This is a genomic window from Oscillospiraceae bacterium, assembly GCA_015068645.1.
Lineage (GTDB): Bacteria > Bacillota > Clostridia > UMGS1840 > UMGS1840 > SIG452.
In genome coordinates this window covers 24,894-38,539 of record SVKD01000006.1, presented here as the reverse complement: position 1 = coordinate 38,539, position 13,646 = coordinate 24,894, and the positions used below count along the sequence as shown (strand labels likewise).

Genomic DNA, 13,646 nt, shown 5'->3' with positions numbered 1-13,646 from the left:
GGAACAGATATTTTCACCAATATCTGTTCCTTTTATTGTGAATACAACAAGGTTCCGGGGCACCCGACCGCAATCTTTGATTGCGTCATCGGGTCGGGTTCTTATTTTTTAAAAATCAGCCTTCTAACTGACGGTACATCAGGGATGCATCGTCTTTTTTTACCACTTCTTTTACCTCCAGCACTTCCACTCTGACACATCTTGCACCAAACTGAAGGGTAAGAACATCGCCAACCTTTACTTCGGAGGAGGGCTTTGCCACTTTGCCGTTGATGGTTACTTTTCCGCCTTCGCAGGCTTCCTGGGCAACGGTGCGGCGCTTGATAATACGAGATACTTTTAAATATTTATCAATTCTCATTTTTTTGGTACCTTTTATTTCTTTTGTTTCTCTTAATCTTTTAATCCGTTTTGGCAGATTGCTGCAGTTACGGTGTTTTTCATCAGCATAGCAATGGTCATGGGACCCACGCCTCCGGGCACGGGAGTGATGGCTGCTGCCACTTTGGATACTTCATTAAAATCCACGTCACCGCACAGGGTTTTATCAGGCAGACGGTTAATACCAACGTCAATGACAACCGCACCTTCTTTTACCATATCTGCGGTCACAAAATTGGGCTTACCGATGGCTGCAACCAAAATGTCTGCACGTTTGGTCACTTCTTTTAAGTTTTTGGTACGAGAATGGCAGATAGTTACGGTTCCGTTCTGATGCAAAAGTAACATTGCCTGAGGCTTGCCAACGATATTACTTCTTCCTAACACCACACATTCTTTTCCGCTGACGTCAATGCCGCTTTCTTTAATCAGCTCCATAACCCCTGCAGGAGTGCAAGGGAGAAAATCGTAGTTACCAATCATAATTTTACCCACGTTCTGAGGATGGAATGCATCCACATCTTTTTCGGGCGCAATTGTGTTGATAACCGTTTCTTCGTTAATATGTTTAGGTAAGGGCAACTGCACTAAAATACCATTTACGCTATCGTCTTCATTTAATTTACGAACTAAAGTTAACAGTTCTTCTTCGGTGGTGTCTGCAGGCAATGCAAACTCCTGAGAGTTGATGCCCAGCGCTTCACAAGCTTTCTTTTTGGAATTTACATATACACGGGAAGCAGGATCATCGCCCACGATGATTACGGTTAGACCCACGCTTACCCCCTTGGCTTTTAATTCTGCCACCTTTTGTGCCATTTCGTCCTTGATTCTTTGTGATACCAGTTTTCCGTCTAAAATCATTTTGTTTGGTCTCCTTCTCTGTATGTTTATGGTACGGTAATAGCTGTGCAATCAGATGCTCCATTCCTGCTTCTTTCAGGGCTTTTTTCACCGTTTCCCGATTTTCTGGTTTATAGGTCTGAAGCATTGCTCTTTGCATAGTTTTTTCCTGATAGGATTTCGCCACATACACGCCTTTGCCCGTTCTGGGATCAAGCTCGGTGTAATACATGGCGGTGGACAAGGTTCCCGGGGTGGGATAAAAATCCTGTACCTGCTCGGGCACCATTTTATGTTTCTTTAAAAAGAGAGCAAGTTCCACCGCATCCTGCACCCGACTTCCCGGATGTGAGGACATCAGATAAGGCACTAAATATTGTTCCTTGCCCACCTTTTTAGTTAACTGATAGAACTTTTTCATAAATCCTTCAAACACTTCAATATTGGGTTTTCCCATATAACGAAGGACGTTGTTGGAGGAATGTTCAGGCGCTACCTTCAACTGCCCTGACACGTGATGTTCCACCAGTTCTTTGAAAAACGTATCGTTTTTGTCTGCCATCAGATAGTCAAACCGAATTCCTGAACGGACAAACACTTTTTTCACCTTGGGTAAACTGCGTAATTTTCGCAGTAATTCCAAATAATCCCGATGGTCTGCTTTTAAATTCTTGCAAGGTGTGGGGAACAGACATTGCTTATTCTTGCAGGCGCCCACTTTCAGCTGATTGTCGCAGGCGGGAAATCTGAAGTTTGCGGTAGGTCCGCCCACATCGTGGATATAGCCTTTAAAATCGGGTTCTTTGATGATTTTCTTTGCTTCCTCAATAATGGATTTGTGGCTTCTTGCGGTCACAATTCTGCCCTGATGAAAAGCAAGAGAACAGAAATTACATCCGCCAAAACACCCACGCTGAGAAATAATAGAAAATTTCACTTCGCTGATGGCAGGAACTCCACCATCTTTTTCGTAAATGGGGTGATAGTTTCTCATAAAGGGTAATTGATAAACCTCATCCAATTCCTCCTGAAGTAACGGTCTGCAAGGAGGATTTTGCACCACATAACGGTCGATATGATGTTGAACTAAGGTTTTTCCAATATAGGGATTTTGTTCACCAAAGCTTTCTTTGGTAAATTTGGCGTACTGCTTTTTATCTTCTCTCACCTGTTCAAAGGTGGGTAATACTATCGCATTTTCAATATGGTCTATATTTTTGGTCTGATATACAATTCCGGGCAGTTTTTTGATATCTTCCGGTGTGCCGTTTTTTAAACACTCAGCAACCTTACGGATGGTGATTTCCCCCATCCCGAAGATTAAAAAGTCTGCCTTGGCATCCACTAAAATACTACGGCGAACCTTATCGCTCCAGTAATCGTAGTGCGCCAAACGTCTGAGGGATGCTTCCAATCCGCCAATTACCACGGGAATCTGCCCGTAGGCTTCACGGATACGGTTGGTATATACAATCACCGCACGGTCAGGACGGTTTCCCATTTTTCCACCGGGAGAAAAAGCATCGGTACTTCTCGGTTTTTTGTTGACGGTATAGTGATTCACCATAGAATCCAAATTTCCGCTGTTGACCAAAAAACCAAGTCTGGGTTTTCCAAACCGCATAAAATCCGTCTTGGATTTATAATCGGGCTGAGCCAAAATTGCCACCCGATACCCCTCTGCTTCCAACACACGGGAAATGATGGCAGTGCCAAAAGAGGGATGATCCACATAGGCATCCCCGGTTACCAGGACGAAATCCACTTCGCCCCCATATCTCTCATTCACTTCCTCCATTGTGATGGGTAAAAACTGATTCATAACTTATTCCTTCGGTTCAGTAAACAATTTCATAATTTCTTGGTTAGTCTGCTGATACATTTCTTCGATATGCTCCTGGAAAAACTGACACACACGGATGGCATGTTCACGAGTAGGAACCAACACATTTAAGGAAAACTGTTCCTGATCGTTTTCCAGAATTTTAATTCCTGCTAAAAACTCGCCGCCTTCGGGATTAAAGTCTGCAATCACGGCAGTTTTTGGAGCGGCATTCTTTTTCTTTTCCATAATGGCATCATCCAACTTTTTTCGGATGAGCATAGGGATTTTAGACTGGAAAAAGCCTGCGGTTTCTTTGCCTTCATCAGTGAGTTCATAATAATGCTTTCCACTGTCGGTGAATACCCGAAGGTTCTCCATTTTCACCAGTTCATAAATGTTATACTGCAGATTAAAATAATCCACTTCCTGACCGTCCATAATAAACTTGGTAAGCTCGGGATTGGTAATGGAATCCCCGTATTCTCTGCACACATACAAAATAATCAGACGCAGGATAAAATCGTCCTGCAGTATTTTTTCAAACGGCATATGTTTTATCTCCTTCTTAGTAGGTCTTATCAAACTGAATAATGCAGTTATTTTCTTTTCCCGCTTCTTTTTTGATGATTTCCTCCAGTTTTTTTTCAGAATAGGGAAATTCAAACGGCACTTCCACATCAAAAATCAGATTATTGTGGGATGCTAAAAACACCACACGAAAATCGTGAATATGAAGCTTGGGAGAAATCTCTGTCACCACGGCAGAAATTTTTGCTTTCAACTCAACCACACGAGGATTATCGGTTTCCACAGGGTCTAAATGAATCACCATTTGAATCCCATGTTCTTTCATAAAATGCACTTCAATCTGATCCACAATATCGTGACTGGTGAGAATGCTCTGAGAGGCTGGCACTTCCACGTGCACCGACACAAACAACTGCCCTGCGCCATATTCGTGTACCATTAAATCGTGAATCCCGATGATAGATTCGTGAAAATCTAAAATTTCGGTTTTAATTTCGTTTACCAGTTCAGGCTTGGGGGCTTCTCCCAATAACTGGCTCATGGTGTTTCTCACAAGTTCCCAACCGCTGTATAAAATTAACAGCGAAACAAGGGCACCCACATAACCGTCCAAAGGCAGATGAAACATCTTTCCTAACAGAAAGGATAGTAACACGCCACTTGTGGAGAACACGTCGTTTAAACTGTCTTTGGCATTTGCTAAAATAGCAACCGAATCCAACTTCTTGCCGATTCCTCTGTAAAAGAAATACAACCATAATTTCACCAAAACTGCTCCCACCATAATCCAGATAGCAACATCGTGAAAGATGGTTTCTTTCGGAAAAAAGATATCTTCCACCGCAGTTTTCAGTAAAGACAAGCCCAACATCAGAATCAGAAATGATACCAAAAGACCTGTAATGTATTCATAGCGGGCATGCCCGTAGGGATGGTCTTTATCCGCAGGTTTGCCTGCCAGATGGAATCCAATGTAAGTCACCAGAGAATTGCCCATATCGGATAAGTTGTTTGCACCGTCTGCTGTTAACGACACCGAATGAAAAAAATAGCCGCACAAAAGCTTTGCCAAAGATAACAACAGATTGGCAACAATTCCCACAACACCCACCAATTTTCCGTAGCTTTGGCGGACACGGATGGATGCGGTATCGTTATGATTTTTGATAAACAGTTTTGTCAGAAACTCAGTCATTGGGCTGATAGTTCCTCCCATTTTTCATATAATTCGTTGAGGATAGCTTCTTTTTCTTCCAAAAGGTCACACTTTTCTTTTAGCTTTTCAAAGTCTGAAGCAATATCGGGCGATGCAATTTCTTCCTGCAAAACTGCGATTTCGCCTTCAATTTCTTCTATTTTCGCTTCGGTTTTTCTAAGATCGTTTTTTCGTTTGGTTTCTTCTGCTCTGTCTTTTTTGGAGCGGTAAAACTCGTTGGCTTTTTCGCTCTTTTTTTCGACGGGAGCAGGAGCATCCTCTTTATGTTTTTCTAAATAATAGTCATATTTTCCGTCATAAATGACCATTTCTCCCGGTTTCATTTCCACAATTTTGGTGGGAACCTTATTTAAGAGATAACGGTCGTGAGACACCATGATGACAGTGCCTTCATATTCTGCCAGTGCCTTATCCAAAACTTCCTTGGAAGACAAATCCAAGTGGTTGGTAGGTTCGTCCAAAATGAGGACATTTCCTTCTTCTAACATCATAATGGCAAATTTCACTTTTGCCTTTTCTCCGCCGGATAACACACCCACTTTTTTATACACATCTTCTCCCGATAACAGCATTCCGCCAAGGAGTTTTCTTAGTTCCTGCTCATATTTTTGGGGAAAACGATCCCACAGTTCATTTAAAGCAGTTTTTTCGGGATGAAGCTTATTGGTTTCCTGTTCAAAATAGGATTTTTTTACACCACCACCCCAAAGGATGTCTCCTTTGGAATAGGGAAATTCTCCTAAAATTGCCTTTAAAAAGCTGGTTTTACCAACGCCGTTGGTACCAACAATGGCAATTTTATCGTTTTTACGAACGTGTAGATTCACACTCGGATTTAACAATTTATCTTTTACTTTTAATTCCAAATCAGACACCCGAAGCACGTCTTTCACGGGTTCTGTTTTAAAAGTGAATTTCAAATGAATGGATTTTAAATAATCGGAAGGCTTTTCCAAAACCTCCATATTATCTAAAATATGCTGACGGCTTTTTGCACTTTTTGCCGTGGAAGCACGAACCTGATTTCTGGCTACATAATCTTTTAAGGACGCAATCTCCTCTTGTTGTTTGTCATACTCTTTCTGCAGATACTCCATTTCCTGTGCCTTTTGCACCACAAATTTGGAATAGTTGCCACGATAGCGTTTTAATTTTCCTTTGTAAATTTCGCAGATATCGGTCACACAACGATCTAAAAAATAACGGTCGTGAGACACTAAAATAATGGCGCCACGATAAGCGGTTAAATATTCTTCCAACCATCCTAAGGTTTTAAAATCCAGATGGTTGGTAGGTTCGTCCAAAATTAAAAGGTCAGGTTCGGAGAGTAAAAGTTTTGCAAGAGCAAGTCTTGTTTTTTCACCGCCAGACAATCTATCTACAATCGTAGACAAATCCCTTCCTAAAAAACCCATACCGTTTAGGACGGTATTGATTTTAATATCAATATGGTATCCCTCTTTTTGCTCGTAAAGAGTCTGCAGCCTTGCATATTCTTTTTGATTTTCCTCGGTGTTCCCTTGGGGAGTGGATAACTGCTGATAGAGATTCTCCAGTTTTTCACCCATTCTGATTACATCGGAAAACACACTTCTCATTTCTTCTAAAATGGAATTACCGCCGGAAAGTCCTGCATTTTGATGCAGATAGCCAATACGCTTTTTTTGGAAAATGATTTCCCCTTCGGTGGGCTCCGATTCCCCTGAAAGCATATTTAACAAGGTGGATTTTCCTGCCCCGTTGGCGCCAATTAACCCAATACGGTCAGAATCTTCAATTTTTAATGTGATGTCTGTGAGAATTTCTTCCGCTCCGAAGAATTTAGACACCTTATCTAACGCTACTATCATACCATTACCTATGTTACAACAGCCACGGGAGAATAACCCCCATGGCTGATTTTTTGTTTTTTTAATATTTTATGCTTTTTTTGCTAATGCAGCTTTTAAAGCGTCTACTTTATCGGTTTTTTCCCATAATACGCCTAAATCTTCTCTGCCCATATGTCCGTATGCAGCCAATCTTCTGTAAATGGGCTTTCTCAAATCCAGCTCAGAAATAATTGCCGCGGGACGAAGGTCAAACACTTCATTTACCACGTCAGCAATCACATCATCGGAAACCACACCGGTACCAAAAGTGTCTACCATAACGGATACCGGTTTTGCCACGCCGATTGCGTAAGCCAACTGGATTTCACAACGTTTTGCCAGGCCTGCCGCTACAATGTTTTTTGCAACCCAACGGGAAGCATAAGCAGCACTTCTGTCCACTTTGGTGGGGTCTTTGCCGGAGAACGCGCCACCACCGTGACGGGCATAGCCGCCATAAGTATCCACAATGATTTTTCTGCCGGTTAAGCCGGAGTCACCCTGAGGGCCACCCACAACAAAGCTACCGGTAGGATTCACATAAATTTTGGTGTGATCATCCATCATAGAAGCATCAATAACGGGGGCAATTACATGTTTTTTCATATCTTCACGAATGGTTGCCTGTTCCACTTCGGCAGAATGCTGCGTGGAGATAACAATGGCATCAATCCGCTTCGGAATATCGTTTTCGTATTCCACGGTTACCTGAGTTTTCCCGTCGGGACGAAGATAGGAAAGGGTGCCGTCTTTTCTCACATCAGTCAGACGCTTTGCCAATTTATGTGCCAAAGAAATGGGAAGCGGCATCAGTTCCGCAGTTTCGTCACAAGCGTAACCAAACATCATACCCTGGTCTCCTGCGCCGGTGGATTTATCATCCTCAGAAGAATCTACCCCCTGCGCAATATCGGGAGACTGCTCGTCAATAGAGGTGATAACAGCACAAGTGGTGCCATCAAAACCATATTTTGCACGGTCATAACCAATTTCCAAAACCGTTTCTCTGGCAATTTTGGGGATATCCACATAACCGGTGGTGGTGATTTCCCCCATCACAGATACCATCCCAGTGGTACAGGTGGTTTCACAAGCTACACGGGCAGCAGGATCCTGCATTAAAATAGCATCTAAAATCGCATCGGAAATCTGGTCACAGATTTTATCGGGATGTCCTTCCGTTACAGATTCTGAAGTGAACAACTTTCTCATAATTCTTATCTCCTCTCTATTGGAATGCCGTTTCTACTTTTTAAAAATAAAGAAAACGGCGCCTAACATACATAAAAACGCATAAAAATAATTCCAAGTGAATTTCTCTTTTAAATATAACACCGAAAAGACGGAAAACACCGTCAGGGTGATGACTTCCTGAATAATTTTCAGTTGAGCGGTGGTAAAGTATTCTGACCCCATTCTGTTTGCAGGAACTTGAAAAATATATTCAAACAACGCAATTGCCCAACTGGAAAAAATTACAATCCAAAGTGCCGTGCTTTTAAATTTTAAATGCCCATACCAGGCAAACGTCATAAACACATTGGATACCAAAAGCATACAAATGGGAAGTGCAGGTCTTAAAAATTGCATATTGTCTCCCCCTCCTTATTTGGTTGCCAACCGAAGAAGCATTTCCAAATCCTCTTTGGAAAAATGATATTTTTTATTGCAATAGTGGCAGGAAACCTCAGTGGTATCCTCTTCCTCTATCATTTTTTGAAGTTCGGTTTTGCCTAAACTGATTAAAGCGGTTTCCACACGGTAACGGCTGCAATCACAACGGTAAGACGGTTCTTTTTTTGATAAAATCTGATAGTCAAATCCCGTAAGCAACATCCCTAAAATTTCGGTAGCGTTCTTGCCGTCTGCAATCAGTGCCGAAATGGATTTGGGAAGTGCTTTCACATTTTCTTCTACCTTGTCCACAATGCTGTCGGGTGCACCGGGTAATAATTGAATCATAAACCCACCTGCAGAGAGGATGGCAAAATTCTGCGCTACCAAAACGCCTAATCCAAGCACAGTGGGAATCTGTTCCGACTGCATATAGTAATAGGAAATATCTTCTGCAATTTCGCCCGAAATCAGTTCCACGGTACCCACATAAGGTTCCTTTAAGCCAATGTCACGAACAATGGTTAAGGTGCCTTTATGTCCTAATGCACCGCCAACGTCAAGTTTGCCGTCTTCTCTTAAAGGAAGCACAACATCGGGATTAGACACAAACCCTTTTACCTGATTTTGTCCGTTAGCTTCTGCCACCACGTTGCCGATAGGTCCTTCGCTTCGAAACTGCACAGACACACGATCGGTTTCATTTTTCATATCGTTTGCCAAGATTAGTGCAGCGGTCAAAGCTCTGCCTAATGCCGCAGAAGCCACCTTTCCTGTTTGGTGAAGCCCTTGAGCATCACGAATGGTTTCGGTGGAATTGATTACATATGCTTTCAGATATCCGTCACTGGTGATGGCTCTGATAATTTCATCCATAATGGTTCCTCGCTTTTGTTACTTCTTTTTTATACTTCCGTGATCCCCTCAGGCTTTGCTGTTTCTTCCCGGGAATTCTGGAAACTTTTCTCCACAGGCAGGGTGATGACCACCTCAGTGCCTTCGTTTAATTTGGAATTTAATGTAATTTCTCCTGCATGGGCATTGATAATTTCCTTAGCAATTGCAAGGCCAAGACCAGTTCCCCCTTGCTCACGAGAGCGGGCTTTGTCCACACGATAGAAACGTTCAAAAATCCGCTTCACATCCTTTTCGGGAATCCCCATCCCGTTATCCAAAATGCGAATTACTGCATTATCAGACACATAGCTGGAATAGATTTTTACCGTTCCGTTTTGCGATGTGTATTTGATTGCGTTAGACACAATATTGATAATCACCTGCTGCATTCTGTCATAATCCAATGCAATAGGAGGGATTTCATTGATCATCGTATAAGTTAATGTCTGATATTTTTTTCGGGCTTCAAACTGCATCTTTTCCGTGACGTCACGCAAGATCGTTTCCACGGACATACGGGTCAGATTCAGTTTCACCCCGTTATCCAGACGGGATAAAATCAGAAGGTCTGATACCAATCTGGTCATACGGTCGGTTTCTCGGTGAATAGTATCTAAGAATTTTTCCTGTGTTTCTCCATCCACAGCACCGCTTTCCAAGGTTTCGATATATGCCTTAACAGTAGTTAAAGGCGTACGAAGCTCATGAGATACGTTAGCAACAAACTCTCGGCGGGACAACTCCAGTTTTCTGGATTCGGTCATATTCTGTACATCCACAATCACGCCGCCAATCGTATCATCGGAATATTTGAAGCTTCCGAAATAAAAACGAAGATAATAGTTGTTGCAGTCTCCCTCTTTGATGATTTGCTTATCGGGATTTAAGTACAAGAAATTCCCTAAAGACACATCTGAAAATAAAGGGGTAAAAAACTCGTCAAAACGAATGGTATCATTCTCGCCAATGGAAAGATAACGTCTTGCAGAAGGGTTAATATGCAAAAGTTCCCCTTCTGTGTCAAACGCAACGATACCGTCGGTGGAATATTCCATAATTTTTTCTAGTTTTGTGTTCTGAGAAGCAACCTCCTGCACCGTTTCGGAAAGACGCTGACCCATGGTTCTAAACGTATTGGTCAAAACACCAATCTCATCCTTAGACGGTGATTGCTCTCCCACCTCAAATTCCCCGTCGGCAATTTTTTCTGCCCGTGAGGTTAAGTTTTTGATGGGTGTGGTAATTGTTTTAGAAAGCAAATACCCTAAAATTACCGAAATAAAAAGCGCTACCAGAAGAGCCTGCAAAATGATTAAAAACATACTTTTAGAAAAACTGTTCAGCTCTTCTTTGGTTTCATATATATAAATGACAAAAGCAGTACCGTCTTCTCCCTCAACGGGATAAGCATATTCCATATAGGTACCGTTTTCCAACACCATATCTCCGACTCTTCCTGCCATTGCCGCTAAGATGTTATCAGAGATTTCTACCTGGGTGAGCAGTTCGTCTGAACTGTCAATCAAAGAACCGTCCTTCCCATCTAAAATGGCATAATTTCGGTAAGAATCCACGCCGATACGGCCTGCAGCCGCTTCCAAAAGCTCCGAGAGCCTTTGCCCACCGTCTTCGGAAGATGCGGCATCTGTCATTTGAGGAACAAAATCTTCGGTAAAAACTGCAGTACCAATCTGAGACATAAAGTCAGTATAATAAAACCGTGTTACATTGGTGATGATGAAGGTACCAACCGTCAACATTACCGATAGAATAACAAGGATAAATAAGAGTACCAGTTTTGTTTGAATACTTTTAAACATATCGTTCCTCAGGTTTTAAAAAATTCTGTGCTTATTTGCAGTTTTTATTGAAATAATAACCGATTCCACGTTTGGTTACCACAAAATCCGGTTCCCCCGGATTGTCTTCTAATTTTTCACGAAGACGGCGTACCGTTACGTCAACGGTTCTTAAATCACCGTAATATTCATATTTCCATACCTTTTCCAAAAGTTTTTCACGGGAAAAGATTTTGTCCGGCTGAGATGCTAAGAATTTTAACAATTCAAACTCACGAACAGTGATTTCCACGGGCTTTCCGTCTTTTTTCACCTCAAAACGTTCCGTGTCAATAGTTAATCTGCCATAAGTTAACAGGTCTGTATTGTCTGCGGTAACCACAGGTTGTGTTTTTTTGGTACGGCGCAGGTTCGCTTTGATTCTTGCTAAAAGCTCTCTCACGCTGTATGGCTTGGTGATATAGTCATCTGCACCCAGTTCCAATCCCAGCACCTTATCAACTTCCTCTTCACGAGCTGTTAAAAGAATAATGGGCACCTGAGATTTCACACGAATTTCTTTACAAACGGTAAAACCGTCCATTTCAGGCAACATTACATCCAATAAAATCAAATCGGGGTTCTTTTCCATTGCAAGCTGAAGACCGGTTGCTCCGTCGTATGCTTCAATAGTATCGAAGCCCTCTTTCTGCAAGTTGAATTTTAAAATATCCACAATTGGTTTTTCGTCATCCACGATGAGGATCAGTCGTTCTGCCATATTGGCCACGCTCCTTTCTCGAGCTTTATTCTTTAGCCGGGTTACCCCGTCTGGTGTCTAAGTATATCAGAAGCACCGAAATATCCGCAGGAGACACACCGGAAATACGGGATGCCTGTCCGATGGATTCCGGACGGAATTTGGAAAGCTTCTGACGGGCTTCAATCCGAAGACCGTATATATCGTCATAGTTGATGTCCTCGGGCAATTTTTTCTGTTCCAGCTTTTTAAACTGATTTACCTGAGACATCTGCCGTTTGATATAACCGGAATATTTAATGGTCACAGTGACTTCTTCCTCAATATCACGGGGTAAGTCATGCACCTTATCGGAAATTTCTGCCAACATTTTGTATGTAATTTCCGGTCTGCGAAGAAGATCTGTTAAGCGGATTCCCGTTTTAATGGGAGTGCTTTCGTATTTCTCCAAGGTGGCAACCACGTGCTCTGAGGGAGGCACAATTACCGATTCCAAGTATTTAATTTCTTCTTCTACCCATTTTTGCTTTGCTAAAAAATCCTGGTAGCGTTCTTCCGAAATCAAGCCGATTTCATAGCCTAAGGGAGTGAGACGCTGGTCAGCATTATCCTGACGAAGAAGCAAACGGTATTCACTGCGGGAGGTCATCATGCGGTAGGGTTCGTTGGTGCCTTTGGTTACAATATCGTCAATCAACACGCCGATATAGGAATTGTCACGTGTTAGGTGAAATTCTTCTTTTCCGTCAATATATCTTGCGGCATTGATGCCTGCAATTAACCCCTGAGCTGCCGCTTCTTCGTAACCGGAAGTACCGTTAAACTGTCCTGCACCGTATAATCCTTTGATGTTTTTAAATGCAAGTCCCAACGTCAGCTCTGTAGGATCCACACAATCATATTCAATGGCGTATGCCGGACGCATCAGTTCTGCGTTTTCCAATCCGATAACCGAACGGTACATCTGCACCTGGACCTCATAAGGAAGGGACGAAGACATCCCCTGCACATACATTTCCTTGGTGTTCATTCCCATAGGTTCAATAAACAGCTGATGGCGTTCTTTATCGGGGAATCGCATAATTTTATCTTCAAAAGAAGGACAATATCTGGGGCCAATGCCCTCAATCATTCCGCTGTATAAAGGCGAAAGATGAATATTATCCAACACAATCTGCTTGGTTTTGGGAGTGGAATAGGTTAAATAACATTCCACCTGATTGGTAAGCTCACGCTTGGTGGTGAAAGAAAACGGTGTAATTTCTTCGTCCCCGTACTGCACTTCCATTTTGGAAAAATCAATGGAATCCCGATGCACTCTGGCAGGAGTTCCTGTTTTAAAGCGCATCATGCGGACGCCGTTCTCTTCTAAGCTTTCAGAAAGCTTATTTGCGGCGAACATTCCGTCAGGACCACCGGGTTCAAAATAGTTACCCACAATAATTTTTCCGCGAAGGTAAGTACCGGTTGCAATGATAGCAGCATCCACCTTGTAGTAATTACCCAAAGCATCGATAACACCTTTCACCTTGTTATCTTCAATATCCAATTTTACAATTTCTGCCTGCTTTAAGGAAAGATTGGGCTGATTTTCAATCCGCTTCTTCATTTCCTCCTGATAGGCACGACGGTCTTCCTGCACACGAAGAGAATACACAGCAGGGCCCTTTCCCCGATTCAACACACGGGATTGCAAAAAGGTGTCATCCGCCAGTTTTCCCATTTCACCGCCTAAGGCATCAATCTCACGGACTAAATGTCCCTTTCCCGTTCCCCCGATACTGGGGTTACAGGGCATATTGGCAACCGCATCCAGATTGATGGAAAAAAGCACCGTCTGATGCCCCAGCCTTGCCGAAGCAAAGGCTGCTTCGCAGCCTGCGTGACCTGCTCCGATAACGGCAACTTCAAATTTATCTTCTATAAAAGCCAT

General features: G+C 42.6%; 12 protein-coding genes. All 12 read right to left on the bottom strand.

The window, feature by feature from the left end:
• Positions 1-115 precede the first annotated feature (115 nt).
• Positions 116-361: an RNA-binding S4 domain-containing protein gene (locus tag E7413_03655; protein ID MBE7018957.1), complete on the bottom strand. Its 246-nt coding sequence runs from the start codon at positions 359-361 to the stop codon at positions 116-118.
• A gap of 32 nt (positions 362-393) precedes the next feature.
• Entirely contained in the window at positions 394-1,245 is an 852-nt protein-coding gene (gene folD / locus E7413_03650) for a bifunctional methylenetetrahydrofolate dehydrogenase/methenyltetrahydrofolate cyclohydrolase FolD (protein MBE7018956.1), read from the bottom strand.
• Entirely contained in the window at positions 1,127-3,046 is a 1,920-nt protein-coding gene (locus tag E7413_03645) for a YgiQ family radical SAM protein (protein ID MBE7018955.1), read from the bottom strand. Before E7413_03645 ends, folD begins: the two co-directional genes overlap by 119 nt.
• A gap of 3 nt (positions 3,047-3,049) precedes the next feature.
• Positions 3,050-3,727, bottom strand: a complete 678-nt coding sequence (locus E7413_03640) for a DUF4364 family protein (GenBank protein ID MBE7018954.1) — start codon at positions 3,725-3,727, stop codon at positions 3,050-3,052.
• Positions 3,615-4,793 carry a cation transporter gene (locus tag E7413_03635; GenBank protein ID MBE7018953.1) on the bottom strand — a complete coding sequence of 393 codons (1,179 nt, stop codon included), beginning with the start codon at positions 4,791-4,793 and terminating at the stop codon, positions 3,615-3,617. Before E7413_03635 ends, E7413_03640 begins: the two co-directional genes overlap by 113 nt.
• Entirely contained in the window at positions 4,769-6,643 is a 1,875-nt protein-coding gene (locus tag E7413_03630) for an ABC-F family ATP-binding cassette domain-containing protein (GenBank protein ID MBE7018952.1), read from the bottom strand. Before E7413_03630 ends, E7413_03635 begins: the two co-directional genes overlap by 25 nt.
• 69 nt (positions 6,644-6,712) lie before the next feature.
• Positions 6,713-7,876, bottom strand: a complete 1,164-nt coding sequence (locus E7413_03625) for a methionine adenosyltransferase (GenBank protein ID MBE7018951.1) — start codon at positions 7,874-7,876, stop codon at positions 6,713-6,715.
• Positions 7,877-7,909: 33 nt separating this feature from the next.
• Positions 7,910-8,254 carry a hypothetical protein gene (locus tag E7413_03620; protein MBE7018950.1) on the bottom strand — a complete coding sequence of 115 codons (345 nt, stop codon included), beginning with the start codon at positions 8,252-8,254 and terminating at the stop codon, positions 7,910-7,912.
• A gap of 15 nt (positions 8,255-8,269) precedes the next feature.
• Entirely contained in the window at positions 8,270-9,154 is an 885-nt protein-coding gene (locus E7413_03615) for an Hsp33 family molecular chaperone HslO (protein ID MBE7018949.1), read from the bottom strand.
• Between the two features lie 29 nt (positions 9,155-9,183).
• The gene (locus tag E7413_03610; GenBank protein ID MBE7018948.1) at positions 9,184-10,995 is read right to left on the bottom strand and encodes a cell wall metabolism sensor histidine kinase WalK; all 1,812 of its coding nucleotides are present in this window, start codon (positions 10,993-10,995) and stop codon (positions 9,184-9,186) included.
• A 31-nt stretch (positions 10,996-11,026) separates the two neighbouring features.
• The gene (locus E7413_03605; GenBank protein MBE7018947.1) at positions 11,027-11,734 is read right to left on the bottom strand and encodes a response regulator transcription factor; all 708 of its coding nucleotides are present in this window, start codon (positions 11,732-11,734) and stop codon (positions 11,027-11,029) included.
• A gap of 25 nt (positions 11,735-11,759) precedes the next feature.
• Positions 11,760-13,646: a tRNA uridine-5-carboxymethylaminomethyl(34) synthesis enzyme MnmG gene (mnmG, locus tag E7413_03600; protein ID MBE7018946.1), complete on the bottom strand. Its 1,887-nt coding sequence runs from the start codon at positions 13,644-13,646 to the stop codon at positions 11,760-11,762.

Bases quoted from the DNA above. Each gene is read 5' to 3' on its own strand.
- E7413_03655 (MBE7018957.1), bottom strand. From the start codon at position 361: ATGAGAATTGATAAATATTTAAAAGTATCTCGTATTATCAAGCGCCGC.
- folD (MBE7018956.1), bottom strand. From the start codon at position 1,245: ATGATTTTAGACGGAAAACTGGTATCACAAAGAATCAAGGACGAAATG.
- E7413_03630 (MBE7018952.1), bottom strand. From the start codon at position 6,643: ATGATAGTAGCGTTAGATAAGGTGTCTAAATTCTTCGGAGCGGAAGAA.
- E7413_03645 (MBE7018955.1), bottom strand. From the start codon at position 3,046: ATGAATCAGTTTTTACCCATCACAATGGAGGAAGTGAATGAGAGATAT.
- mnmG (MBE7018946.1), bottom strand. From the start codon at position 13,646: ATGGCTTTTATAGAAGATAAATTTGAAGTTGCCGTTATCGGAGCAGGT.
- E7413_03610 (MBE7018948.1), bottom strand. From the start codon at position 10,995: ATGTTTAAAAGTATTCAAACAAAACTGGTACTCTTATTTATCCTTGTT.
- E7413_03640 (MBE7018954.1), bottom strand. From the start codon at position 3,727: ATGTGGAAGTGCCGTTTGAATTTCCCTATTCTGAAAAAAAACTGGAGG.
- E7413_03620 (MBE7018950.1), bottom strand. From the start codon at position 8,254: ATGCAATTTTTAAGACCTGCACTTCCCATTTGTATGCTTTTGGTATCC.
- E7413_03615 (MBE7018949.1), bottom strand. From the start codon at position 9,154: ATGGATGAAATTATCAGAGCCATCACCAGTGACGGATATCTGAAAGCA.
- E7413_03635 (MBE7018953.1), bottom strand. From the start codon at position 4,793: ATGGGAGGAACTATCAGCCCAATGACTGAGTTTCTGACAAAACTGTTT.
- E7413_03625 (MBE7018951.1), bottom strand. From the start codon at position 7,876: ATGAGAAAGTTGTTCACTTCAGAATCTGTAACGGAAGGACATCCCGAT.
- E7413_03605 (MBE7018947.1), bottom strand. From the start codon at position 11,734: ATGGCAGAACGACTGATCCTCATCGTGGATGACGAAAAACCAATTGTG.